Source organism: Nonomuraea sp. NPDC005730 (genome assembly GCF_040630865.1).
Classification (GTDB): Bacteria; Actinomycetota; Actinomycetes; order Streptosporangiales; family Streptosporangiaceae; genus Nonomuraea.
Map to the genome: position 1 here is coordinate 427822 of NZ_JBEXYK010000002.1, position 24806 is coordinate 452627.

At 74.2% G+C, this 24806-nt stretch carries 19 protein-coding genes; 12 read left to right on the forward strand and 7 right to left on the reverse strand.

Annotated features, from left to right (window positions below; translation table 11 throughout):
- Positions 1–8: 8 nt before the first annotated feature.
- Positions 9–1058, reverse strand: coding sequence for a LacI family DNA-binding transcriptional regulator (locus ABZ444_RS04695; RefSeq protein WP_357992644.1), 1050 nt, complete (start codon positions 1056–1058; stop codon positions 9–11).
- Positions 1059–1133: 75 nt separating this feature from the next.
- Between ABZ444_RS04695 and ABZ444_RS04700 the strand changes: the two genes are divergently transcribed.
- Positions 1134–1328 (forward strand): hypothetical protein, encoded by a 195-nt coding sequence (locus ABZ444_RS04700; RefSeq protein ID WP_357992647.1) that lies wholly within the window; start codon positions 1134–1136, stop codon positions 1326–1328.
- A 64-nt stretch (positions 1329–1392) separates the two neighbouring features.
- Here ABZ444_RS04700 and ABZ444_RS04705 read toward each other — a convergent pair whose 3' ends face one another.
- On the reverse strand, positions 1393–2019 hold the full coding sequence (locus ABZ444_RS04705; protein ID WP_357992806.1) for an HAD family hydrolase: 627 nt from the start codon (positions 2017–2019) through the stop codon (positions 1393–1395).
- Positions 2020–2148: 129 nt separating this feature from the next.
- On the opposite strand from ABZ444_RS04705, the gene ABZ444_RS04710 reads away from it, so the two are divergent.
- Positions 2149–3438 (forward strand): MFS transporter, encoded by a 1290-nt coding sequence (locus ABZ444_RS04710; protein ID WP_357992650.1) that lies wholly within the window; start codon positions 2149–2151, stop codon positions 3436–3438.
- 74 nt (positions 3439–3512) lie between these two features.
- Positions 3513–4829, forward strand: a complete 1317-nt coding sequence (locus ABZ444_RS04715; protein WP_357992652.1) for an FAD-dependent oxidoreductase — start codon at positions 3513–3515, stop codon at positions 4827–4829.
- A 20-nt stretch (positions 4830–4849) separates the two neighbouring features.
- Here ABZ444_RS04715 and ABZ444_RS04720 read toward each other — a convergent pair whose 3' ends face one another.
- From ABZ444_RS04720 to ABZ444_RS04730, 3 genes are read right to left on the reverse strand one after another with little or no spacing between them, the layout of a single operon-like run.
- Positions 4850–7882 carry a chromosome partitioning protein ParA gene (locus ABZ444_RS04720; protein ID WP_357992655.1) on the reverse strand — a complete coding sequence of 1011 codons (3033 nt, stop codon included), beginning with the start codon at positions 7880–7882 and terminating at the stop codon, positions 4850–4852.
- A gap of 44 nt (positions 7883–7926) precedes the next feature.
- Positions 7927–9288: a hypothetical protein gene (locus ABZ444_RS04725; RefSeq protein WP_357992658.1), complete on the reverse strand. Its 1362-nt coding sequence runs from the start codon at positions 9286–9288 to the stop codon at positions 7927–7929.
- On the reverse strand, positions 9285–10484 hold the full coding sequence (locus ABZ444_RS04730) for a hypothetical protein (RefSeq protein WP_357992660.1): 1200 nt from the start codon (positions 10482–10484) through the stop codon (positions 9285–9287). The genes ABZ444_RS04725 and ABZ444_RS04730 overlap by 4 nt, the downstream gene beginning before the upstream one ends.
- Before the next feature lie 151 nt (positions 10485–10635).
- On the opposite strand from ABZ444_RS04730, the gene ABZ444_RS04735 reads away from it, so the two are divergent.
- From ABZ444_RS04735 to ABZ444_RS04770, 8 genes are all read left to right on the forward strand, one after another.
- Positions 10636–12783 (forward strand): hypothetical protein, encoded by a 2148-nt coding sequence (locus tag ABZ444_RS04735; protein ID WP_357992663.1) that lies wholly within the window; start codon positions 10636–10638, stop codon positions 12781–12783.
- 14 nt (positions 12784–12797) lie between these two features.
- Entirely contained in the window at positions 12798–13796 is a 999-nt protein-coding gene (locus ABZ444_RS04740; RefSeq protein WP_357992666.1) for a MoxR family ATPase, read from the forward strand.
- A complete protein-coding gene (locus tag ABZ444_RS04745; RefSeq protein WP_357992669.1) occupies positions 13797–14885 on the forward strand; it encodes a DUF58 domain-containing protein in 1089 nt (362 codons plus the stop codon). It begins immediately after the preceding gene.
- Positions 14882–17038 (forward strand): DUF3488 and transglutaminase-like domain-containing protein, encoded by a 2157-nt coding sequence (locus ABZ444_RS04750; RefSeq protein ID WP_357992672.1) that lies wholly within the window; start codon positions 14882–14884, stop codon positions 17036–17038. The genes ABZ444_RS04745 and ABZ444_RS04750 overlap by 4 nt, the downstream gene beginning before the upstream one ends.
- Before the next feature lie 8 nt (positions 17039–17046).
- The gene (locus ABZ444_RS04755) at positions 17047–18069 is read left to right on the forward strand and encodes a winged helix DNA-binding domain-containing protein (RefSeq protein ID WP_357992675.1); all 1023 of its coding nucleotides are present in this window, start codon (positions 17047–17049) and stop codon (positions 18067–18069) included.
- A gap of 74 nt (positions 18070–18143) precedes the next feature.
- On the forward strand, positions 18144–18728 hold the full coding sequence (locus tag ABZ444_RS04760; protein WP_357992678.1) for an RNA polymerase sigma factor: 585 nt from the start codon (positions 18144–18146) through the stop codon (positions 18726–18728).
- On the forward strand, positions 18721–19779 hold the full coding sequence (locus ABZ444_RS04765) for a hypothetical protein (protein ID WP_357992679.1): 1059 nt from the start codon (positions 18721–18723) through the stop codon (positions 19777–19779). The genes ABZ444_RS04760 and ABZ444_RS04765 overlap by 8 nt, the downstream gene beginning before the upstream one ends.
- A gap of 126 nt (positions 19780–19905) precedes the next feature.
- Positions 19906–21420: a heparinase II/III family protein gene (locus ABZ444_RS04770; protein WP_357992682.1), complete on the forward strand. Its 1515-nt coding sequence runs from the start codon at positions 19906–19908 to the stop codon at positions 21418–21420.
- Between the two features lie 1130 nt (positions 21421–22550).
- On the opposite strand, the gene ABZ444_RS04775 is transcribed toward ABZ444_RS04770, so the two are convergent.
- Complete coding sequence (locus ABZ444_RS04775; RefSeq protein WP_357992685.1) at positions 22551–23372, reverse strand: fumarylacetoacetate hydrolase family protein; 822 nt, start codon at positions 23370–23372, stop codon at positions 22551–22553.
- A 187-nt stretch (positions 23373–23559) separates the two neighbouring features.
- Here ABZ444_RS04775 and ABZ444_RS04780 point away from each other — a divergent pair, with 187 nt between their 5' ends.
- A complete protein-coding gene (locus tag ABZ444_RS04780; protein ID WP_357992689.1) occupies positions 23560–24312 on the forward strand; it encodes an IclR family transcriptional regulator in 753 nt (250 codons plus the stop codon).
- A 67-nt stretch (positions 24313–24379) separates the two neighbouring features.
- Here the strand turns inward: ABZ444_RS04780 and ABZ444_RS04785 are convergent, their stop codons facing one another.
- The gene (locus ABZ444_RS04785; protein WP_357992692.1) at positions 24380–24799 is read right to left on the reverse strand and encodes a hypothetical protein; all 420 of its coding nucleotides are present in this window, start codon (positions 24797–24799) and stop codon (positions 24380–24382) included.
- Between the last annotated feature and the right edge of the window lie 7 nt (positions 24800–24806).

A 24806-nucleotide genomic window follows, 5' to 3' on the forward strand; every position in this document is an offset into this window, starting at 1 on the left:
GCGTCTGGTCAGCCAGGCGGCGGCGCGGTCGAGGCGCGCACGATCAGCTCGTACGGGAACAGCCGCCGCTCCGGCCGGGCCGCGGCCCCCGACAGCAGCAGCCGCCCGGCCGCCTCCCCGATCTCCTGCTTGGCCTGCCGGATCGTGGTGAGCCCCGCCTCCTCGGCCGCGCTGTCGGAGAACCCGACGACCGACAGCTCACCCGGCACGTCGAGGCCCAGGTCGGCGGCGGCGTCGAGGACGCCGAGGGCGAGCACGTCGGTGTTGGTCAGGATCGCCGTGGGCCGGGGGTCCAGCCGCAGCAGCGCGTGGCCGGCCTTCCTGCCCGCCTCCCGCGAGTTCCTGGCGACCTCGTAGCAGGGCACGTCGTCCCAGTCGAGGCCGGCCTGCTCGCAGGCCGTCTGGTAGCCGCCGCGCCGGGCGCGCATCGCCGCGAACACCGCACTTTCCTGGCGGGCGCGGTCGGCCCAGCCGGTGTGGCCGTCGTCGTGCAGGCCGACCATGGCCACCGCGACCCGCCGGTGCCCGAGGCCGAGCACGTGCGCGGCGGCGGCGGCCCCGGCGGCGGGCTCGTCGATGCCGACGAAGGGGTGGCCGGGCACGTACGGCTCGTCCACCACCACGACGGGCAGCTTCCTGGCCAGCACCTCGGCCAGCGCCGGATGGCCGTCGGGCAGCGAGACCACGCAGAACGCGTCGACCACCGCGTCACGCACGGTGTCGCTGCGCCGGTCGCCGTGCGGCAGCGGCAGGATGAGCAGGCCGACGCCCGCCTCCTCGGCCGCCGTGGCGAGCCCCTGGAAGAACCCGAGCGCGTACGGGTCGGCGAAGGCGTAGGCCAGCGTCTCGCTGAACAGCAGGCCGAGCGCGCCGGCGCGGCCGAGCCGGAGCGAGCGCGCCGTCGGGTTGGGGCCCGCGTAGCCGAGCTCGTCGGCCACCTCCAGGATGCGCCGCCGCAGCCCGTCGCTGAGCTGGTCGGGCCGGGAGAAGGCGTACGACACGGTGGCGCGGGACACGCCGAGCCTGTCGGCGATCGTCTGCAGGGTGACCCTTGCCATCGTCCAACCGTATCGAACGGCCTTGCCGGTGCGTTCTTAATTGATTAAGGTCTTAATTGATTAAGGAGGAGAGACATGGATGCCATGCAGGTTCTCGCGCACCGGACGGCGATGGGGTTGCGCGGCTCGCTCGACGCGGCGCTGCCGGGGGCGCCGCGCAGGCGGGACCCGGAGCGGGTCGCGGTACGGGCGCGGCTCGCGCACTCGCTACGCCGCACCGCCGACCGCCTCGACCCCACCTGCCCGCCCACCCGATACGGCGAGGTGTGACCGCCCCTTCTCGGGGCGCCCTCGGGGCCGGTCGGGAGGGGCGGGGGCCGGGCCGGTCGGGGTGTCAGGGGAGGTCGGCTATGAGGTCGGGGATCGTGGTGGGGTCGTGGAAGAGGGTGGCGCCCAGGCCGGACAGGCGTGCGGGTGGTGTCAGGCCGCCCGCGAACGCCAGGCAGCGCATCCCCGCGCTCATCGCCGCCCGCACCCCGAACGGGCTGTCCTCGATCACCACGCACCCCTCCGGCGCGGCGCCCATCGTGGCCGCGGCGTGCAGGAACAGGTCGGGGGCCGGCTTGCCGCGGGCCACGTCCTCGGCGCTGAAGACGCGGCCGTCGAAACGCCGGGCGAGGCCGGTCAGCTCCAGGCTGTTGCGGACGTTGGCGTGCCGGCCGTTGGAGGCCACGCAGTAGGGGATGTCCAGGCGGTCGAGGGCGACCTCGATGCCCTCGATGGCACGCAGCTCGGCCTCCATCGCGGCCAGGTACTCCTGGGTGATCTGGTCGTGCCAGCCGGGGGGCGTCTCGCCGACCTGCTCGTCCCAGTACTCGTTGCTGCAGCCGACGAAGCGCTCGGCGTACTCGGTCTCGTCGATCGTCCAGCCCAGGCGGCGCAGGGCGGCGGTGCCCACGCGTACCGAGATGCGCTCGCTGTCGACGAGCACCCCGTCACAGTCGAAGATGACCAGTTCCACGGCCAAGGTGCGGTCCTCCCAAAAGACGACGTTTGCGGTCGAATCTATCGGGCGGCTGTGTGACATTGCGCAGGTGGTAGCGTCGTTGTACCGCTTGACAAGATGTCAGTCCGGATAGTGAGACATGAAGTGAAGACTTCCCCCCGGGTCTCGGCGCCCAGCACGACCAGGATCGCCATGGCCAGCCTCATGGGCACCGCGATCGAGTTCTACGACTTCTACATCTACGGGACCGCCGCCGCGCTGGTGCTCAACACCGCGTTCTTCCCCGGCATGGACCCCGTGGCCGGCCGGCTGGCCGCGTTCTCGACGTTCGCGGTGGCGTTCGTCTCGCGTCCGCTCGGGTCGGCGCTGTTCGGTCACTGGGGCGACCGCGTCGGGCGCAAGTCGATGCTGGTCGTCTCGCTGCTGGTGATGGGCCTGTCCACGGTGGCGATCGGACTGCTGCCCGGGTACGCGGCCATCGGCGTGGCCGCGCCCGTGCTGCTGGTGCTGCTGCGGTTCACCCAGGGCGTCGGCCTCGGCGGCGAGTGGGGCGGCGCGGCGCTGCTGGCCACCGAGCACGCCCCACCCGGCAGACGCGGCCTGTACGCGATGTTCCCGCAGCTCGGCCCCGCGGCCGGGTTCATCGTGGCCAACGGGCTTTTCCTGATCCTCGGCGAGACGCTGACCGACGAGCAGTTCGGCGGCTGGGGCTGGCGCCTGCCGTTCGTGGCCAGCCTGCTCCTCGTGGTCGTCGGCCTGTACGTGCGGTTGCGGATCTCCGAGACGCCGGTCTTCCGGGCCGCCCTGGACCAGCGCCGCATCGCCAAGGTGCCGTTCGCCGGCCTGATGCGCCACCAGTGGCGGCGGGTGCTGCTCGCCGCCGGGGCGATGACCGTCGCCTACACGCTCTTCTACACCGCCACCACCTACTGCCTGTCCTACGGCACCGCCACCCTCGGCATCCCGAAGACCACCATGCTGACCCTGACCATGGTCGGCGTGCTGTTCATGGCGGCGGGCACGGTCGTCTCGGCGCTGGTCAGCGACCGGCTGGGCCGCCGCCGCACCCTCCTCACCGGCACGGCCGTCGCCGTCGCGTGGGGGCTGGTGATGTTCCCGCTGATGGAGACCGGGTCGGTCGTCCTGGCCGGGGTGGCGCTGGCCGGCGCGCTCGGGCTGATGGGGCTGATCTTCGGGCCGATGGGGGCGTACCTGCCCGAGTTGTTCAGGACGGAGTTCCGCTACAGCGGCGCCTCGGTCGCCTACAGCCTCGGCGGCGTGCTAGGCGGGGCGGTGCCGCCGCTGATCGCCACCAGCCTGCAGACGAGCGGCCTCGGCGTCATGGGCGTCGGCCTCTACGTCTCGGCGATGGCCCTGCTGAGCCTGCTCTGCCTGCTCGCCCTGCCGGAGACCGGCGACATCTCACTCCGGTAGTCCGGCTTTTCCTGTCACATCCGCCGGGGCTGTCTCGTCCTCCTGGTGAAGAACCTGATGAGGAGGAGCGGACGATGAGCAAGCACATTCTGATCGTCGGCGGTGGATATGTCGGGATGTACACGGCCCGCGGGCTGCGGCGGCTGATCCGGTCGGGCGAGGTGACGGTCACCGTGGTCGATCCGCGGGGGTACATGACGTACCAGCCGTTTCTGGCCGAGGCGGTCGGCGGGACGATCGAGCCCCGCCACGTCGTCGCCCCGCTCAACCGGGTGCTCAAGGGCGCCCGCGTGCTCACCGGCAACGTCACCCGCGTCGACCACGAGGCCCGCACCGCGCGGTTCCAGCCGGTCCAGGGGCCGGCCAGGACGCTCACGTACGACATCCTCGTGATGGCGGCCGGGTCGATCACCCGCGCGCTGCCCGTCCCGGGGCTGGCCGAGCACGCGGTCGGGTTCAAGAGCCTCGGCGAGGCCGTGCACCTGCGCAACCACGTCCTGGCCCAGCTCGCCGCGGCCGCCTCGACCGACGACCCGCTGGTGCGGCGCAGGGCGCTGACGTTCGTGGTGGTCGGCGGCGGGTTCTCGGGCGTCGAGGCGCTGGCCGAGATGCAGGGGCTGGCCGACGAGGCCCTGCGCTACCACGACGGGATCGCGCCCGCCGACCTGAGCTGGACCCTGGTCGAGGCGACCGGCGGCATCCTGCCCGAACTCCACCCCGGCCTCGGCCGCTGGACCGTCGACGCGCTGCGCACCCGCGGCGTGTACGTGCGGCTGGAGACCCGGCTGAACTCGGCCGAGGGCGGCGTGGCCAGGCTGTCGGACGGCACGTCGATCGAGGCCGGAACGCTGGTGTGGGCGGCCGGCGGCCGGCCCGGCCCGCTCGCCGCCGACAGCGGGCTGCCCGTGGACGAGGCCGGACGGCTGCGGGCCACCGAATACCTGACGGTGGCCGGGCTGGAGGACGCGTTCACGGCCGGCGACGGCGCGGCGGTACCCGACCTGACCCGTCCGGGCACGTTCACCGCGCCCAACGCGCAGCACGCGGTGCGCCAGGCCAAGCTGCTCGCCCGCAACCTGGCGGCCCACGTCAGAGGACGCCGGCTGAAGGCGTACCGGCACGCGTACCTGGGGTCGGTGGCCGGGCTCGGCCACCACCAGGGCGTGGCCCAGGTGCACGCGATCCGGCTGACCGGGTTCCTGGGGTGGCTGGCGCACCGGGCGTACCACCTGGCGTGGGTGCCGACGTTCAACCACAAGGCGCGGGTACTGGCGGACTGGGGGTTGTCGATGGTGTTCCGGCGCGAGGCGGTGCAGCTCACGGCCATCGAGCACGCGGGGGAGGACTTCCGCCGGGCCCTGGCGGCCGACGAACTCGGCCGCGCCGCCTGACCCGCCCTCCCCGGTGCCTGCTACACCGGCTGCTCGACCGGCTGGCCGCGGTCGACGTACGCGGCCAGCGCGCGCACCCGCTCGGCGTGCTGGTCGTGGCCGACGATCACCGGTGGCTCGTTGTACGGCATCGCGTCCGACGACCGCCGCAGCTTGACGTACTGGCCGCAGGCGTCGATGGCGTACGGCTCCATGTCGTCCTGCAGCGCCCCGATCACCGTGATGCCGTACGTCTCGCCGATCCGCCGGAACAGCGCGACCGCCTCCCTGCGGTGCTCCTTGCCCAGGTTGCGGCCGAGCTCGTCGAGCACCAGGCACAGATGGCCGCCGCCGGAGGAGGCGATGGCCGCCGCGCACACCAGCTTGACGGCCTTCTCGTCCATGAGCGCGGTGTTGGCCCGCCGGTTGTACGGCACGAACCCCTGCCCCTCGCCCCGCCGCCACTTCGGCGTCACCCGCCACTGCCAGCGCTGCTCGGGGTCGGCGGGCGCGGGCGGCACCGGGAACTCCAGCGTCGCGCCGTAGCCGCCGTAGGAGGTGTCGAGCTTCTCGAACTCCTCGGCCACCCGCGTCAGCCTCGCCTTGATGGCCGCCGTCAGCGCCGCCCGGTGGACGGCCGTGGACTGCGCCGCCTCCTCGGCGCCCCGGGCCGCCGCCGCCAGGTCGCGCTGCCGGGAGACGACCTGCGCCTCGATCTGCCGCCGCTGGTGCTTCTCGTACTCCTCCTGGCCGCGCAGGTAGGAGGCCAGCGCCCCGCACACCGCCGCGAACGTCGCCTGCTCGCGCGCCGTGCTGCCGCCCCGCTCCGACAGCAGGAACGCCAGCTCCTCCGGGATCTCGGCGTCCTCCTCGGGGAAGGTGTCGCGCAACGCCTGGTCGAAGTGGCGTTCGGCGACGCGCCACCACTCCTCGGCCGCGCGCGGGCGCTGCTCCTCCGGCAGCGCCGCGATCCACTCGCGGGCGGTCTCCACCGTGCCGCCCCAGTCGGCGGCCAGCGCGTCGAGCCTGAGCGCCTCGCGCTCGGCGGTGACCTTGGCCTCCTGCTCGCGAGCCTGCGCCCGCTCGCTCTCGTGCCGCTGCCGCCGCCCGTCGAGCCGCTCGATCTCCATGTCCCGGGTACGGGCCCGGAAGTCGAGCGCGCCCGCCTGCCGCTCGGCCTCGGCGACCTTCGGCGCCAGCTCCTCGATCGCCGCGTTGAGCCCGACGAGCCGGTCACGCCGCTCGGCCAGCCTGGCCTCCAGCTCCGCCAGCCGCACCCCGGCCCGCGCGCCCTCCAGCCGCCGCTGCGCCTCGGCGACGGCCTCCTCGGCCTCGCGCACCACCGCCGCGGCGTGCTCCTGGGCGTCTTCGGCGCGGTTGAGCCGCTGGCCGGCGGCCTTGATGCGGGCCTCCCGCCCGGTCGCCACCCCGTCGAACGCCCCCACCACGCTCACCCCGGCCGCGCTGACCAGCACGGACCCCGGCAGCTCGGCCAGGGCGCGGGCCGCCTCGCCGAGCCGCGCGGCGTCGACGATGACGGCGTGCTCGTGCGGCCAGCCGCGCAGGCCGGCGCCGGGAAGGGCGGCGTCGCGGGCCTGCTCGGCCACGTCGAGGGCGTCGAGCAGGCCGGTCGCCCCGACCCCCGCCGCCGACAGCGCGTCGAGCTGGGCCGCGGCCGGGCCGCCCTCCGCGTCGTCGAGCGCCGCCCGCGCCGAGGACACCTCCTGGTCGGCCACGCCGAGCGCCTTGAGTGCCTCGTTGAGCCGGAGCCCGGCCTGCCGCAGCTCGCCCTCGGCGGCGGGCACGTCACGCCCGTCGGCGAACCTGCGGGTCTCCTCCAGTGCCGGGATCGCGGCACGCAGCTCGTCGGCGGAGTTCTCGGCCACCGCGCGGTCGGCGTCGAGCTTGGTGCCACGGGCCTGCAGGGCGGCCAGCTCCTTGCGTGCCTGGGACACCTGGCGGTCGAAGGTGTCCTCGCGCAGCGTGGCGATCTCGGCCTTGACCAGCGCGATCTCCTCGGTCGCCGACTCGCCCGCGGCGCGGTGGCGGTCGAGGTCGGCGGCCAGCAGCTCGTCTTTGGCGGCGGCGTCGGCGAGCTTGCGCGCCTGCCTGCCGCGCCAGCAGCGCAACGCCTCGGCCAGGCGTACCCGGGCCTGGTCGCGGCGGTCGAACGTGCCGAGCAGCGCCTTCGACTCCACCTCGAACTCGGCCAGCCGGTCGGCCGCCTGCGCCGCCCGCACCCGCTTGGCGTGCTCGTCGCGCCGGGCCTCGCGCTCCTGCTCCAGCTCGGCGTCGAGGCCGGTGAGCGCCGCGATGGCCTCGAAGACGCGCTCGGGGGAGATCTCGTTGAGCGGCTGGGAGAGCAGGTTGGTGGCGACCTTGCTGCGCACGGACGTGGACAGGAACGACACGCACCTGACCCGGTCGCCGTAGAGCACCTTGGTCAGGTCGCGGGCCACGACGTCGCGCTTGCCCGCCGACCTCGGCAGCGACGCCCAGATCTCGTCGGCCCGCGCCACCCGCTCGGCCTCGGACGGCGAGGCGGCCAGATGGACGCCCTCCCGCCAGCGGATCTCCAGGTGCGGAGCCTCCTGGTTGACCTTGAGCCACACGGTGATCGCGCCGCCCGAGGTGTCGGGCACCTCGAACAGCTCCCCGCTGTCCTCCTCGCCCTCATCGGTCAGGGTGAGGTCGGCAGCGGCGACCGGCTCGGCCGGGACCGGGGCAGGCGGCGGGGCGAAGGAGTCCATGCCGGGCGGGCCGAAGACGCCCACGATGTAGCCGTGGTCGGCGCTGGCCCACTGGCGGGCGCCCGCGCCGCTGGCCAGCTCGGCGTTGAAGAGCAGCTCGGAGACCGCCTTGGCGCCCGAGGCGAACCGCCACTGCTCGTCGCCGAGCAGCGCCGTGATGGAGGCGATGAACGACGACTTGCCCGCGCCGTTGGAGTCTTTGGGGCCCGCGCCCGCGACGACGATGAGCGTGCCGGGGACCGTGGGCACCGGATGGGTCGAGAGCCGTGAGATGTTGACCGCCTGCACGGCGATCAGCACCCGGTCTCCGACGACGTTCTCCATCTGCGACACCCGAACCCCCGTAACCCTTCCATCTGTCCTGACGTTCAACGCGCCGACCTGCGGGCGCGTACGGCCGCCGCGAGCGGCGTGTGCGGGCCGGCGGCGAGGATCAGCTCCTCCTGCAACCGCCGCCGGGCCGCCGGCGTGAGCCGGTGGAACTGCGGGCCAGGGACGTAGCCGCCCGCCTCCTCGCCGGCCTTCACCTGGGCCAGCAGGCCGGCGTGCCGCAGCGTGCGCAGCGCCGACTCCAGCTCGCCGATCGGGACCTGGGTGTGGCGGCGCAGCTCCTCGACCGGGGTGGGGTGCGGCGACAGCCAGGAGTCCTCCGGCAGCAGGCCCTCGGCCCTGGGGATCGCGACCGAGTGCACCAGCACCAGCGTCAGCACCGCCCGCTCGCTCACGCCGAGCCCCGCGCCCCCCGCGACCGCCGGCGGGCGATCCGCCGCCTCCGCGCCCGCCGCCTCCACGCCCGCCGCCTCCGCGCCCGCCGTCTCCAGGGCCGCCTCCGGCTCGGGGGCGGGGGACGGGGGCTGGACCAGGGCGGCCGTGTGGGCCTCGTCGTAGCCGGAGGTCCAGCGTTCGCGCAGCTGGATGAGGGCACGGCCGCGGCGGGCCAGCATCTCGCCCAGCGTGTGGCGCAGCGCCGGATCGCGCAACGCGGCGAAGCGGCCCTCGGCGACCGGCTCGGCGGCGTGCTCGACCACCATGAACGCGGCCACCAGCTCGGCCCGCCGCCGCTCGTCGTAGGCGCCCAGCAGGTCGTCGAACTCCGCCACGCCTAGCTCGGCCCGCCCTCCCGCGCCGGGCAGCGGCAGGACCGCGGCGGCCACGATGTCGGCGTCGCCCACCACCGTGAGCTCCGGCCGCTCGGGCTCGGGCAGGCGGCGGACCAGCTCCTGCAACTGGGCGTGCGACTCCACCGGCCACAGCGCGCAGCGCGGCCCGAGCGTCACCACCCCGTCGTCGAGGACGATCCACGCCGAGTCGTGCAGCCGCCGCAGCGCGCCCCGCGCCCAGTTGCGCATCAGGTCGTCGGTACGCCCGATCAGCGCCCGGTAGGTGTCGAGCACCAGCTCGACGGGCGCCGGGTCGCCGGGCCACGGGTCGACGGAGAGATCGTTCCAGCAGCACTTGAGCGTGGCCGCCAGCACCCGCCGCGTCTCGCCGGCCCGCTCCACCGGGACGGCGGCGACCTGGTACTCCTCCAGCAGCGACGGCGTCATCCCGTCGGGCCACACCGGCAGCGCGTGCCCGGTGGAGTCGGGCCGGGTCAGGCGGGTCATCCCGGCGGGCGCGGGCACGCCCGCCCCCAGCCGCAGCGGCCCGCCGGAGCGCGCCCGCGCGTGGGCGAGCGCCTGGCCCGCGGACCGGCCGCGCTCGGAGGCCGGAGAACCGGTGGACGTCATGAGGTGCGCTCCAGGTAGCCGTGGGACAGCCAGGCGGGCTCGCCGTCGGGATCGACGGTCAGGCCGTCGGACCAGGCGAGCCGGTAGGGGAGCTCGGGGCGCAGGTCGGCGGTGGTCAGGTCGGCGAGCAGACGGCGGGCGGCGGGCCAGTCGCAGCCGATCACGTCGGCCAGCGCGACCCGCGAGGCGGTGCCGAGCAGCGACTCGGCCACCTGAGTGAGCCGCTCGACGGCGGCCCCCGGCGAGGAGTCGAGCGAGCCCTCGGGCCCGGGGTCGGGCAGCGCCGAACGCGGAGGAGTGGGCTGGACGGGAGCCGGCCGCGGCGCCTCGTCGACCGCCCGCGCGACGGCGGCCGGATCGTGCCACGGCGCGGGCGCGTCGAAGACGAACCCGTCGAGCACCGAGGCCAGCCGCTCCTTGGAGGCGGTCTGGGCGAACGTGCGCCACGTCTCGGTGGGCAGCAGCGTCAGGTTGCGGGTGGTGCCCGCCGAGTCGGCCAGGCGGCCGGCGGCGCGGCGCGAGGCGTCGCTGTAGGAGTAGATGGAGGCCCGCAGGTCGGTGCAGACCCGGTCGAGCTCGGGCCAGCGGGTCAGGATCGTGCCGTGCAGGCCCTGCGCGCGCCGGGCGATCTCCTCGGTGCCCCAGAGCTTGGGGGCCTGCTCGCGCAGCTCCTCGATGGTGCCCGTGGTCAGCGTGATCAGCTCCAGGGCCCAGAGCCGGAACGCGCGCGCCAGGTTGACCGCGCTCTGCCGGGCCTCCTCGCTCGTGGTGCGGGGGTCGGCGACGTTGAGGTCTTCCAGGGCGAGCAGGCGGTGCATCTCGGACTGGCCGCCGTCGTCCATCATGCGGCGGATGAACATCAGGCCGACGACGCTGGTGAACGAGGCGCGGTAGCGGAGCTGGTTGGGCTTGGGGAACACCTCGCGGATCGCGCCGAGCCCCTTGAGCACCCGCAGCCGGTTGTCGAACTGGTCGCCGGGGTAGGCCCGGCAGGCGAAGCGCATCTGCTCGTGCGTCAGCCACTCCTCGCCCGCCTCGGCGAACGCCGCGAACAGCGTCTCGGCGATGTCGACCAGGGCGGGGTCGTCGACCACCGCGCCGCTGTCGCGGGCCAGCGCGGCGAACATGCGGCGGTAGGTCGACAGCACCGCCTCCTCGGAGAGGGCGGCGTCGAGGGTCAGGGGCTGTTCGGACACGCGCACTAAGGTACGGCTTCAGACCGACAGACTCGGAACCCGGCGCGGGCTACCAGTCGGTACGGACGCAGATGGGACTCCTGCCCGCTAGGGTGATCCCGGTTAAAGCGGGGCAAACTCTCTGTGATCGCACATACGGGGTGAGTGACGGTTGTCCATCCGTGTGCTCGGCGGGGACCGGGCGACGGCCCTGATGGCCGGTGGGGCGGCCATGATCCTGGTGGCCGCGGCGGCGTGGTTCGGCGTGGGCGTCTCCAGCGCCAACCCGGAGCTGGCCGACGTCGGCGCGTGGCTGTGGACCAAGGCCAGGGGCAGGGTCGTGCACGTGAACGGCCTGTCGGGCGAGGTGGACGGCTACCTCGACGACAAGGCCGGCAAGCAGTTGCGCGTCGTCCAGGACGGCACGAACGTGCTGCTCGTCGACGACCGCACCGGCTTCGTCAGCCGGGTCGAGCCCAGCCAGCTCACCGTCACCCAGACCCGCGACCTCGGCGCGGCCGGGATGCAGCTCGCCGTCTCCGGCGGCACGGCCTACGCCGTCGATCCGGCGGCGGGCCGCGTCCAGCGCATCGACCCGGTGACGCTGAACGCCGTGGGCGCGCCGGTCACCCTGCCCGGCCCGCTCGGCGCGGCCAGGATCGACGGCGGCGGCCGGTTGTGGGTGCCGGTGACCGCCAGGGGCGAGGTCGTGCCGGTGTCCGGCGGCGTCGCCGCGACCCCCGTCAAGGTGGGCGAACCGGGCGAGGAGCTGGCCGTGACCATCGCCGGCGGCCTGCCCGTCGTGGTCAACACGCGTGCCGCCACCGCCGTCACCATCGGCGCGGACGGCGGCGTCGGCGAGATCGCCCTGCCCAAGGAGGTCGCACGGGCGGCCAAGGGCGGCGTGCTCACCCCGGCCACGACCGAGGGCCCGCTCGTGCCGGTGCTGACGCCGGGCGGCTCGGGGCTGCTCGTCGTGCTCGACACCTCCTCGAACGCCGTGCTCAGCACCAGGTTCTCGATCGACGACCCCGCCGGGCTCGGAGTGCCGCAGGTGCTCGGGTCGAAGGTGTACGTACCGGACAAGAGCCGTGGCGCGCTGATCGTCTGGGACAGCGCCGCCGGCGGGCGGCCCACCACGCTCCAGGTGGCGGACGGGCCGGGCCCGGTGGACGTGTTCGTCAAGGACGGCCTGCTCTGGGCCAACGACGAGAACGGCGACAAGGCCCTGGTCATCGACCCCGAGGGCCGCAAGCACGACGTGGACAAGGACGACTCCGACGTACCGGGGCCGACCAACACCCCCAAGCCCAAGCAGACCCCGCGCCCCGACCCCACGATCACCGACCCGCCGCCGGACGATCCGCCCGAGACCAGCGAACCCGACCCGACCAGGACGAAGGACGCCGAGCGGCCCCGCCGTCCGGCCAGGACGGCCACGCCGACCCCCGCGACCACCCCGACCACCCCGACCCCGACCCCGACGCCCACCCCGACGCCCACCACGCCCGGCGCGCCCGGCGCGGTGACCGCGCGATCGGGCCCCGGCCGGGTCACCGTCACCTTCAGCCCGTCCACCGGCGGCAAGGTCGAGCGCTACACGCTCAAGGCGTCCGGCGAGGGACGGCCGGAACCGCAGTCGGTGGACGGCGACGGGCCGTTCCAGTTCGAGTTCACCGGCGGCGACTGCGCCCGGGAGTACACCTTCGTCGTCGTCGCCCACTGGCCGGGCGGCGAGGTGGAGTCGGAGCAGAGCGCGGGGGCCAGGCCCTGCGTGGCGCCCGGGGCGCCGTCGAACTTCGCCGCCAAGCCCAGGAACCGGGGCGCCGAGCTGACCTGGAACGCCCCCGAGAACGGCGACGCGGGCGTGACCTACCAGCTCAGCGGCGGGGCCGCGAACGACGCGATCAAGGGGACGTCGTTCACCGTGGACGGGCTGAAGAACAACGCGAAGTACGCCTTCAAGCTCAAGGCCACGAACGCGGCGGGGGAGAGCCCGGACGTCGCCACCGCCGAGGTGGACCTGACCTACCCGAGGCAGCAGTACAAGAACGCCAACAACAACGTGGTGGACACGCTGGTCCGCCCCGCCGCGACGAAGACCGGCGAGGCGGGCCGCATCCCCAAGGGGCAGTACCTCTCGCTCACCGTCATCTGCCAGGTCAAGGGCCAGAGCGTCACGGAGGACGAGTCCAAGGAGACCAGCGACGTCTGGAACAGGATCGAGTGGAACGGCGGCGTGGCCTACCTGAGCGAGACGCTCATGACCACGCCCCGCGGCTCGTTCCCGGCGCCACCGCTCTTCGAGTGCACCGACTGAGGAGGGGGACCCGGTTGACCCAGTACAACTACCCGGACCAGATGGCCCAGGCCCAGCAGCCCGCCGCCCTGGCCGGCCAGTTCGCGCAGCGGTTCCAGCTCCTGGCCGGCAACATCGAACGCGTCGTCCGCGGCAAGCACGAGGCCGTCGAACTGGCTCTGATCTGCCTGTTCGCCGAGGGCCACCTGCTCATCGAGGACGTCCCCGGCACCGGCAAGACCACCCTCGCCCGCTCGGTCGCGGCCAGCGTGGACGCCGAGTGGCGGCGCATCCAGTTCACCCCCGACCTGCTGCCGAGCGACATCACCGGCGTGTCGATCTTCAACCAGGCGCACCAGAAGTTCGAGTTCCACCAGGGCCCGGTGTTCGCCAACATCGTGCTCGCCGACGAGATCAACCGGGCCTCGCCCAAGACCCAGTCGGCCCTGCTGGAGGTCATGGAGGAGCGCCGGGTCACGGTGGACGCCGAGCCGCACCCGGTGCCGCGGCCGTTCCTGGTGGTGGCCACGCAGAACCCGGTGGACATGGACGGCACGTACCCGCTGCCCGAGGCCCAGCTCGACCGGTTCCTGATGAAGATCTCCGTCGGCTACCCCGACCACGTGTCGGAGGTCGAGGTGCTCAAGGGCGGCCCGACCGGGCCGCAGGTCGAGCGGCTGCCGGTGGTGGCGCGGGCGACGGACGTGGCCGGGATGATCGACTTCGCCTCCCGGATCCACGTGGCCGACCCGGTCTACGACTACATCGTCGGGCTGTGCGCGGCCACCCGTACCAGCCCGCACCTGCGGCTGGGCGCGAGCCCTCGGGGGAGCCTCGCGCTGCTGCGCGCCGCCCGCGTCAGGGCGGCCGCCGCCGGACGGCACTACGTGGTGCCCGAGGACGTCAAGGCGCTGGCCGTCCCGGTGCTGGCACACCGGCTGATCGTCACGCCGGAGGCCGAGCTGCGCGAGATCGGCGCGGCGTCCGCACTCGGTGAGATCCTCGCCGGGATGCCGGTGCCGCAGGCGGCGTAGATGCGGCTCACGGCCCTGTTCACCCCGCTCGGGTGGGCCACGCTCGCGGGCTCGGCGGCGCTCTACGCCGCCGGGTTCGCGCTCGGCTACCCCGAGCCGGTCGTGCTGGCCACCGGCGGCGTGCTCGCCCTGGCCGCCGCCCTCGCCTGGACGGCCCCCGCGCCCGACCTGGAGGTGCGGCGCGAGGTGACGCCGCTCAAGGTGCCGAGGGGCGAGGCGGCGGTCGCGGTGCTGAACGTGGTCAACCGGGGCCGGCGCGGCCTGTCGGGGCTGCGCGTCCAGGACCGCGTCGGGGCCTCGGAGCACCTGATCGGCCTGCCGCGGCTGCCCAGGAACGCCGCGCGCACCGTCTCCTACCCGCTGCCCACCGACGTGCGCGGCGAGATCCCGGTCGGGCCGCTGCTGCTGGTCCGGGCCGACCCGTTCGGCCTCACGCGCCGGGTGCGCCGGTACGGCGACGCCGTCACCCTCCTGGTCCGCCCGCGCACCGTCGCGCTCTCCGTGCCGCCGTCCGGCCGGGCCCACCACCTGGAGGGGCCCACCAGCGACAACGCCCCCAGCGGCACCGTCACCTTCCACACCCTGCGCGAGTACGTGGTGGGCGACGACCTGCGGCACGTCCACTGGCGCTCCAGCGCCAGGACCGGCACGCTGATGGTGCGCCAGCTCATCGACGCGAGCCTGCCCACCACGACCGTCGTCCTGGACACGCGGGAGCTGACCGAACTGGCGGTGGACGCTGCGGCGTCCGTGGCGGTGGCGGCCGCCCGCGCGGGCTTCCCGGTGCGGGTGCTGGCCGGCGGGCGGGCGGCGGCCGACGCCGATCCCGACGCGATCCTCGACCGGCTCGCCCTGGCGCGGCCGGGCACGGCGGGCGTGGGGGAGACCATGCGGCTGGCGCGCGGCGGCGGGGCCCTGGTGCTGGTCACCGGCGACGCGGCCGAGGTGGGACGGGCGGCGGGCGTCCGGCGGCGCTTCGACCGGGTGATCTGCGTGCACACCGGTCCGGGGCCGGTGAGCGTCCCCGGCGTCACGGTCGTCCCGCTCACCGACCTGGCCGCCCTCCCCTTCGCCTGGACCCCCCGATGACGCCCCCAGCACCCTCCACGCCCGCCCCTGTCCTGCCCGCGCCCGCCCTTCTCGCGCCCGCCCCTGTTCCGCCCGCGCCCGCGCGCGCGGCCGGGGTGGGGTGGCGTGGGGGCGCCGGGCTGGTGGTGGTGGCGGCCGTCGCCGGGGTCGCCGGGTGGGGATTCCACCGGGTCTTCCCCGGCACGGAGCTCCTGCTCGCGATCGCGCCCGCCGCCGTCGCACCCGTCCTGGTGGCGGCGCTCACCGCGCGGCGGCCCCTGTGGCTCGCGCTCGCGCTCGACCTCGTCGCCTGGATCGCCGGGACGATCCCGCTCTACCACGGCCTGGCCCCCGGCGTGCTCGCCGACGTGGCCGACGCCTGGCACGCGCTGCTCACCACACTGCTCCCCGCCCAGCCCGAGCCGCGCCTGCTCGTCCTCGTGCACACGCTCGTCTGGGCCGCGGCCGTCATCGGCGCCGAGACCCTCACCCGCACCCGCACCAGGATCGCCGCCGCCGTCCCCGCCCTGGCCGTGTTCGCCGCCGCGCTGCTGCTCGGCGTGGACGGCGAGGGCTCGAACCTGCCGGTCGCCGCCGCCCTGTTCGTGCTCGTCGCCGCCCTCGCCCTGGTCCGCGACGACCGCTCGCCGCTCTGGCTGCTCGGCGGCCTGCCCGCCGCCGCCGTCCTGGCCGCCCTGGCCCTGGTGGTGGGGCCGCTGCTGCCCGTGGCGGCGCAGCCCTACGACCCGAGGCGGGACGCCGAGCTGCCGCCGCCCCGGCGGGTGGACAGCGTGAGCCCGCTCGACCGCGTGTCGGGCTGGCTGCAGATCCCCGACAGGGAGCTGTTCACCGTCCAGGCGGACAAGCCGCTCAACTGGCGGCTGGCCGTGCTCGACCGCTACGACGGCGTGCGCTGGACGTCCGGGGCCCGCTTCCGTCCCACGGGCGGCCGGATCCCCGAGGGGGAGTGGACGGGGGCCGCGCGGGTCGTCCGGCAGCGGGTGACCTTCACCGGGCTGCCGGGGACGTGGCTGCCCGCCGCCGAACGGCCGGTCGAGGTCGACGGCGTCCCCGGGCTGGCCGCCGACCCGCAGAGCGGCGCCCTGCTGGCCGACCCCGCCGCGGGAACCGGCAGGCGTCCCGGCAAGGGCTTCGCCTACGAGGTGACGTCCAAGGTGCCGGAGCCGTCCAAGGAGGACCTGCTGGCGGCCACCCCCGCGCACGAGGACGCCGCGCTGACCGCGTTCCCGCCGGGGCCGCAGGAGAAGCTGTTCCGCGAGCTCGCGCAGGAGGCGACCAAGGGCGCGGACGCGCCGATCAAGCAGGCGTACCGGCTGCAGAGCTACCTGCGCACCAGCGCCTCCTACGACGTCACCGCGCCGCCCGGCCACTCGCTCAAGGGCCTGGAGTTCTTCCTGCGGACCACGCACCGGGGCACGTCGGAGCAGTTCGCGGCGACGTTCGCGCTCATGGCCAGGACACTCGGGCTGCCGTCGCGGGTGGTGGTGGGCTTCCGGCCGGGACAGGCGTCCGGCGGGATCTACCACGTCAGGTCAGGGCACGTCATGGCGTGGGCGAAGATCAAGTTCGAGCGGCTGGGCTGGCGGCCGTTCTACCCCACGCCCGGCCGCAGCGGCGCCAAGGACGACCACGACGTCGTCTCCTCGGCGATCGAGGAGAGCGAGCAGCTGGAGGGCGAGTTCACGCGCGGGGGCGGCGACCGGTCCGGCACGGCCCGGCCGAAGGCCGGGGAACAGGGCGCGCGGCCCGGCGGCGGGCCGTCGCCCTGGGTGCTCGCCGCCGTGGGCGGGGGCCTGCTGGTGGCGTACGCGGTGACGGCCGCCGTGCTGCCCTGGTGGCGCAGGCGGTCCAGGAGACGCGGCGGGGCGCCCGGCGACCGAGTGCTCGGCGCCTGGCGGCAGACCTGCGACGACCTGCGGCTGGGCGGCAGGCGGACGCTGACCGCCGAGGACGTCCTGACCGGCCAGCCACCCGACATCACCACCCATCTCAGGCCGTTGGCCGAAATTTCGAACTTCGTCCGGTACGCCCCCGACGACGTCACCGACGCCGACGCCGCCCGCGCATGGGACAGCAGCGACGCCGTCCGCCGCGCCGCACGCTCGCGCACCCCCCTCCCCACCCGCCTGCGCGACCGCCTCCTCCTGCGATGATCCAGGCCATGAGAAGCGTCGAGGCCCAGCTCCTGCACCGCCCGTCCGGCCTCACCGCGGCCGACGTCGTCCGGCACCTGACCGCGATCCAGGCCCAGGACGTGCCCTCCGCGCTGCTCGCCTTCCGCGCCCGCTCGGCCACCCTCGCACCGTCCGGCATCGAGGCGGCCTGGCAGGCCCGCGAGATCGTCAGGACGTGGGGCCCGCGCGGCACGCTGCACTTCGTGCACGCCGACGACCTCCCCTGGATCCACACCCTCACCAGCAGCGACACCGCGGCCCTGCGCCGCCTGCGGCAGGAGGGCGTCACGGGCGACGACCTGCTCCCGCTCGCCGAGGGCGCCCTCGCCGGACAGGGCCCGCTGACCAAGGCCGAGCTGACGGAACGCCTCGGCGGGCGGGCCCGCGGCCAGGGCGTCGTGCACCTCATGGCGCTGGCCGCCCATCACGGCCTGGCGGTGCTCGGCCCGTCCAGGGCGGGCAAGCCGACGTACGTGCACGCGGGCGACTGGCTCGGCGCGCCCGTCGTGCCCGAGCCCGACCGAGGGAAGGCGCTGAAGGAGCTGGCCGTGCGCTACCGCCGCGCCCACCACCCGGCCACCCCCGAGGACCTGGCCGCCTGGTCCGGCCTGCCGCTCGGCGAGGCCCGCGCCGCCTGGCGGACGAGCGCCGCCCAGGACCCGCCCGAGCCCGGCGAGCCCGTGCTGCGCCTCGCGCCCGCCTTCGACGAGTACCTGATGGGCTGGCACGGCAGGGACGGCGTCCTGGCTCCCGAGCACGCCGCGAAGGTGTTCCCCGGCGGCGGCGTCCTGCGTCCGGTCGTGTTGTTCGCGGGGACGGTCGCGGGCGTGTGGTCCAGGAAGGGCGCGCAGGTGAGCGTGCAGCCGTTCGGCGAGCTGCCCGAGGAGCTGGTCCGGGCGGAGGTCGAGGACGTCCGCCGCTTCCTCGGCGGACGCCCCACCCCGACCAGGGCGATGACCAGCTCCCCCATGCCGTCCGCCTGTCCGGGGAAGAGGGCGTGTGACCGTTGAGAGTGAATTGTCGTGAAAGCGATCCGGCGCGTCGGGTGATAAGAGAAGAACCACTTGACGCACGGAGGCAGGACATGACGGGGGAGACCATCGCGACGGCGGTGCCGTGGGCCGCCCGCGCGCCCGGCGAGCGCACGCTCGACGAGCGCTTCGAGGAGGTGTTCGACCGGTACTTCGGCGAGATCCACGCTTACGTCGCCCAGCGGCTCGGCCCCGACCACGCCGAGGACATCGTCGCCGAGACCTTCCTGACCGCCTTCCGCAAGCGCGCGCACTACGACCCGTCGCGGGCGGGCGTGCGCGCCTGGCTCTACGGCATCGCCACGAACCTCATCGGCAAGCAGCGCCGGCTGGAGGCCCGCACGCTGCGGGCGCTCGGCCGTTGCGGCCCCGACGGCGACGCGCCCGGCCACGAGGAGGCCGTCGCCCTGCGGGTCAGCGCCCAGAGCCTGCGCCCCAACCTGGCCGCCGCGCTGGCCGAGCTCGACCGGCGCGACCGCGACGTGGTGCTGCTCGTCGCGCTCGCCGGGCTGAGCCACGACGAGATCGCCACCGTCCTCGGCATCCCGTACGGGACCGTCGGGTCGCGGCTCAGCCGGGCCCGCAGGAAGCTGCGCGGCCTGCTCGGCACGCACGTCCTGGAGGCCACCCATGGCTGACCCCCGCGCCTCCCACTCACCCTCCACCTCCGAGCCCCGGCCCGCTGCCGACCCGCGTTCCGCCTCCGTTCCCGAGCAGTCCCGGCCTGATCACGACCCGCGCTCGGCTTCCGTTCCCGAGCAGTCCCGGCCCGATCACGACCCGCGCTCGTTCCCCGGCGGTGACGACCTGCGGGCCGTCCGCGACCTGTACGGGCATCCGGCGCCCGCCCCCTACGCCCAGGCCAGGGTGTGGCGGCGGGTGGCGGCCGCGCGCCGCCGCCGGCGCCTGGCGCGGTGGTCGGCGCTCTCCCTGGCCACCGCCGCCGCACTCGCCGCGGCCCTCATGCTGGTCAGAGGGACGCCGTCCGCCGTGCCGGGCCGTTCGATCCTGCTCGCGGCGGCCAGTACGGCGGCCTCCGGGCAGCAGGCGGCCTACTGGCACATCGGCCGGCTGCACGACGGCGACCGCCTCACCGAGCTCTGGGCCACCAGAGACGGCCGAGCCTGGACCTGCACCTCCACCCCGGCTCCCGACTCCGCCCTCACCATCACCTCCACCCTGGCCCCCACCTCCGCCCCCGCGCCCCTCTCGGGGCCGGCCTCCGAGAAGAGCTGTGCGGGGCGCGGGCGGGTCGTCCCGGTGACCGGCCGGGCGCCGTTCACCATGGCCGGCCGCGACCTGACGTTCCGCCAGATCCAGGAGCTGCCCGCCGACCCCGCGGCGCTCAAGGAGCGGGTGGCCGCGATGTTGCCCGCCGGTTCGGCGGACCTGCTGGCCGACGCGCTCAGCGGCCTGCTGTGGAGCAAGCCGTCACCCCCCGCCGTACGCGCCGCCGCCTACCGGGCGCTGGCCGACCTGCCCGACGTCCGTTACCTGGGCGGCCGCGCCGACCCTCTGGGCCGCCCCGGCGAGGCGTTCAGCTATCCGCTCCCCACCGGCGTCCGGCGGACGTTGATCATCGATCCGGCCACCTCCCAGGTCCTCGCCGGCACCGACGCGGGCGGGACCGGCGGCTCGCAGATCGTCCTCACGGCAGGCTGGACCGATCAGGCCCCCGACCTGCGCTGACCCCCCCACCTGCACTGACCCCCACCTGCACTTGACCCTCACCCCGACCTGTACTTGACCCTCACCCCGGCAGGCGCGTGACCGCCACGCGGCGAGTTCGGCGCGCCCGGAAACAGGAGCCGCGACGTGTTCTGGCGTGCCCGCACGACCACCGGCAGGGCCATCTGCCTGAGCGACCAGTTCCCCGCCGCCGACGTCGCGGAGGTGATGGACGGACGGGTCAGGTTCGCCGGCCTGCCGCCCGCCGACCTCGGCACGGAGATCGACTGGACCGCCGACCCGTACGGCAACCGCTCCTGGGCGCTGAACCTGCACACGCTGCGCTGGGCGGGCCGGCTGGTCGCCGCGTACGAGCGCACGGGCGAGCGGGCCTGCCTGGAGCGCGCCGCCGACGTGACCGCGCAGTGGATCAGCCGGAACCCGCGCGGCGGGCACGAACTGAGCCCGTGGGCGTGGGCCGAGCACGCCGTCGCCCTGCGCGCCCCCGTGCTGGTCTGCCTGAGCGAGCACGTGCGCACCCCGCTGCTGTGGTCGAGCCTGGCCGAGCACGGCGAGGTCCTGGCCGACCCCGCGCTCTACCGCGCGGGCCACAACCACGGGCTGGACCAGGACATCGGGTTGCTGCTCGTCGGCTGCCGCCTCGGCCGCGCCAAGTGGCGCGACCTGGCCGTACGCAGGATGATCGGGTCCGCCGAACTGGCCGTCGACGCCCAGGGCGTACTGCACGAACAGGCCCCCCGCTACGGCCTGTACGTGCACCGCCGCCTCGGCGTGGCCCTGCGCGCGATCAGCGAGAGCGGCGCCGAGCCCCCGGCCCGTCTCGCCGCCCGCCGGACCGCCCTGGAGGGCTACATCGCGCACGCCACCCAGCCCGACGGCTGCCTGACCCCCATCGGCGACGGCCCGGCCGACACCCGCGCCCCCGGCTTCCCCCACGACGGCCCCCTCGTACGCGTCTTCGACGCCGGATACGTCTTCGGCAGGACCGCCTGGGACGACCCGCGCTCGGCCCACTACTCGATCAGGTTCGGCCCCGGCCGCCGCCTGCACGGCCACGAGGACCACCTCGGCGTCACCTACAGCGCCCAGGGCCGCCGCATCCTGGTCGAGGCCGGGTTCCACTCCTACGAGCGGACCGAGTACGTGGCCTGGACCCGTACCCCGCAGGCCCACAACGTGCCCGTCCCGGACGGGGACTTCCGACCCGGCACGGCCACCCGCCTGGTGCACGCCGACCTCGCCCCCGGACGTCAGGAGTTCGAGCTGGCCGACGACGCCTACGGGGTGACCAGAACCCGCCGCGTCCTGGTCGGGCACGGCGAGGACGTGATGGCCGTACGCGACTCGGTCCCCTCGGGGACGCTGCGCAGCCTGTGGCACTTCGACCCCGCACTACGACTGGTCGAGCGGCGGGCGGACGCGGTGGTGCTCGGCGACGGCGACTGGCGGGTCACGCTGCTCCAGTGGCCCGCGACGGGCATGGAGGTGGGGGCCACCACCGTCTCCACCGGCTACCTGCGCACCGAGGAGGCGGTGACGGTCACGTCAGGAAGAGCGGCCGAGGTCCTGACCGTGATCCTCCCAGGCACCGACAGGCCGGACCCCGCCCGTCTGCCCCCGCCATGGAACCATTCGCCCTGACGCGGAACACAGGCACTCCTGTCAGGCGGCCCAGTGCCGCGGTAGGGCGGCCAGCGTCGCGGTCAGGCGGCCAGCATCGCGGTTGAAGCGGCCAGCGTCGCGTCCTCGCCACCGCCGGACCCCGCGGCCGGCTCGCACGCGTCCTCCCTACAGCCCGCCAGCCGCCCATGGCCAGGCCCCGCGACACCGGCTCCGCGACACCGGCTCCGCGACACCGGCCCCGCGACACCGGCCCCGCGACACCGGCCCCGCGACGTCCCCCACCAGACACCGCATCACCGCCCGCACGCCATCACCGGCGAAGAACCAGACAGCCCTGCTCCACACACCGACTGCGGACCGGCCCTCCAGGTGCCATGGCCGACTGCACTTCGTCCACCGGGACCGCCACCCCACCCGTCCACCGGGACGCCACCGGACCCTGCCCCCTCCACGTCTGCCGAGACCGTCACCGCCCCGGGCCCACCACCACCTCCCCGTTCGCCAGCACCGCTACCGCACCCTGTCTGCCGGAACCATGACCGCCGCCCCAGCCCGTCCGCCAGGACCGCCACCGTGCCCTCCCCGCCGGGATCGTCACCGTGCCCTTGCCCGCCACAACCCCGTTCGGCCGGGACCGTCACCGCAAGCGTGCGCTGGGACCGCCCCTGCACTGTGTCCTGCCAGGACCTTGACCGCTGGCCCAGCCAGTCCGCCGTGACCGCCGGGACCGCCGCCGTGCCCTGCCGCCACCTCCGTTGACCGGAACCACCATCGCACCCGCCCGCTGGGATGCCACCGCGCCCTGCCCACAACCCCTTCGCCGGGACCGTCACTGCATCCGTCCGCTGAGACCGCCCCTGCACCGTGTCCTGCCAGGGCCATGACCGCCGCCCCAGCCCGATCGCCGGGACCGCCACCACACCCGTCCGCAGGGACCGCCCATGCACCCGTCTCGGGCCCCCGCCGAACAATCGTGCAGTTCGGCAGCCACCCACGACGGCCGCCGCGCCCCCCGGCAGCGCCAACAGACGGTCGAGGTCGCCGCGCACGGGCAATCAACGAAATAGGTCGTCGCGGCACCCAGCGAGACCAGGCCGGGCCCGGGGCGGTCCGGGAAGTACGTCGCCCCGGCGTCCAGCGAGGGCCGGTCAGACCAGGCGGCGAGCCGTGTTCACCAGCTCGCCGACCCCCGAGATCCGGGTGACGACCTTGCTCCCGTCCGCCAGATAGCGGGGCGGCCTCCGGGCATGCCCCACACCCCCTGGTGTGCCGGTCGCGATGACGTCGCCCGGCCGCAACGTGAGAATCTGCGACAGGTACGCGATCAGCTCGCCCGGCGGGAACACCAGACCGGCCGTGTCCGCCTGCTGTACGACCTCCCCGTCCACCACACACTCCAGAGTCATCGCCCCGCTGATCTCGTCCGGCGTGACGAGGAAGGGCCCGAACGGCGTCGTCCCCTCGAACGTCTTGCCCTGCAGCCACTGCGCCGTACGGTTCTGGTAGTCCCTGGCCGTCACGTCGTTGAGCACCGAGTACCCGGCGATGGCCGCCTCGGCCTCCTCACGCGAGGCGCCGCGCACCTCCGCCCCGACGATCACGGCCAGCTCACCCTCCCAGTCCATGGAATCCGACACAGCGGGCAGCTCGATGTCGTCGTACGGCCCGATCAGCGCCTCGGCGAACTTCGCGAACACCGTCGGATACCGCGGCAGCTCCCGTCCCATCTCCAGGATGTGGTCGCGGTAGTTGAGCCCGACACAGATGATCTTCCCCGGCACCGGCACCACAGGCGCCAGGTCGGCCGTGGACAGCGGATGCCGCGCGCCGTCCGCCGCGGCGGCCACCTCCCGCCACCGCGGGTCGGCCAGCAACATCCCGACGTCGGGCGCCCCGACCTCAACGGCGTGCTCCCCGTCGATCCGGACGGCGGCCGTACGGCGCGGCAGTCGCAGCGTCGCGAGCTTCACTCGAGCTCCTCTCGATACCGGTGCAGGCCCTCGAACGCCCTGAACTCAAGACGTACAGGCATCAAATCGCCGACCTGCTCCCAGAACGGGACAGATGCACGGGGCGAGGTCCGCGTACAACCTCTCCTCGAAATTCATGCTGCCCAACGCTAGGGAGTAATTCCGCGTACTGCACTAGCGTTCTGCTGTGAAGAACAAGCCCGCGTACCCCCTGGGCTCGGTCGACAACGTGCTGCTCCTGCTCCACATGCTGCGTGACCAAGGACGTCTCAAGGTCACCGACGTCGCCAAGGAGCTCGGCATCGCCCGCTCGACTGCGCACCGCCTGCTGGCGATGCTGGTCTATCGCGACTTCGCCGTCCAGGACGAGCACCACACATACCTGCCGGGACCTTTCCTCGGCCCGGTGACGGCCGACGGTGGCGGCTCGTCCCTGCGCGAGCTGCGCGCCCACGTCCGGCCCGCCATGGAGTCCCTGTGCGCCCGCGTCCGGGAGACCGTGAACCTCATGGTCAGGATGGGCACCGAAGTACGCTTCCTGGACAGCATCGAGTCCCCGCAGATCCTGTACGTCGGCGACCGCCGCGGCACGATCCTGCCCGCCCACCGCGCCTCCGGCGGCAAGGTCCTGCTCTCCTCCCTGCCCCGCGACCAGCTCGCCGACCTCTACCAGGACCTGCCCGACCAGGAACGCGCGTCCCTGCTCCGCGAACTCGACGAGATCCGCCCCCGCGGCTACGCCCTCAACCTCGACGGCACGGAGCAGGGCGTCTCGGCGGTCGGAGCGGCGCTACGCAACGGCCGCGGCACCCCCGTAGGAGCCCTGTCCATCTCGATCCCCTCGGCCCGCTACACCCCCGACCGCCTCCCGGCCCTCCTCACCGACCTCCGCCAATCCATAACCGAGGCCGAACCCCACCTCACCAACTTCCCCACCTGACCCGCCCGAGGCCCCGAGCAACCACCCGCCCGCCTCCCACATGCACCGATCACCACGAGGCAACTGACTATCGAGACGACGTGAGCAGCAGCGGCTTGAGCTGCCGAAAAAACTCCACCGCATCCGCCACCGAATCCCTCCCCGGCGCCCCCTTCGTCACCTCGATGCTGAGGAGACGCTGGTAGTCAGGGGTCCAGCCGTAGACGAAAGCGACCACTTGGCCGGTGGCATCCTTGCGTCGCGACGCGAATCCCGGCCCCAGTCCAGCAGGCAGGTCATTTCCCCTAGTGGCCATTTTCGTGTTCTCGAGCCCTTCGGGGCTGACCGGAGACGGCTCATGGACCTTGATTACCAACCCTAGCTCGCCTTCCAGGGAAAGACCGTCAATAACTGAGCAGGACGCGAACTGACCTCCGCTCATTTTTGTACCGATGGCCCGATAATCCGTGAAGCCGGTGGCGATCTGGATCGCGTTCGCCGAAATCAAGTCACAT

Bases quoted from the DNA above. Each gene is read 5' to 3' on its own strand.
- ABZ444_RS04760 (WP_357992678.1), top strand. From the start codon at position 18,144: ATGACGGGGGAGACCATCGCGACGGCGGTGCCGTGGGCCGCCCGCGCG.
- ABZ444_RS04695 (WP_357992644.1), bottom strand. From the start codon at position 1,058: ATGGCAAGGGTCACCCTGCAGACGATCGCCGACAGGCTCGGCGTGTCC.
- ABZ444_RS04750 (WP_357992672.1), top strand. From the start codon at position 14,882: ATGACGCCCCCAGCACCCTCCACGCCCGCCCCTGTCCTGCCCGCGCCC.
- ABZ444_RS04720 (WP_357992655.1), bottom strand. From the start codon at position 7,882: ATGGAGAACGTCGTCGGAGACCGGGTGCTGATCGCCGTGCAGGCGGTC.
- ABZ444_RS04715 (WP_357992652.1), top strand. From the start codon at position 3,513: ATGAGCAAGCACATTCTGATCGTCGGCGGTGGATATGTCGGGATGTAC.
- ABZ444_RS04765 (WP_357992679.1), top strand. From the start codon at position 18,721: ATGGCTGACCCCCGCGCCTCCCACTCACCCTCCACCTCCGAGCCCCGG.
- ABZ444_RS04755 (WP_357992675.1), top strand. From the start codon at position 17,047: ATGAGAAGCGTCGAGGCCCAGCTCCTGCACCGCCCGTCCGGCCTCACC.
- ABZ444_RS04700 (WP_357992647.1), top strand. From the start codon at position 1,134: ATGGATGCCATGCAGGTTCTCGCGCACCGGACGGCGATGGGGTTGCGC.
- ABZ444_RS04725 (WP_357992658.1), bottom strand. From the start codon at position 9,288: ATGACGTCCACCGGTTCTCCGGCCTCCGAGCGCGGCCGGTCCGCGGGC.
- ABZ444_RS04745 (WP_357992669.1), top strand. From the start codon at position 13,797: ATGCGGCTCACGGCCCTGTTCACCCCGCTCGGGTGGGCCACGCTCGCG.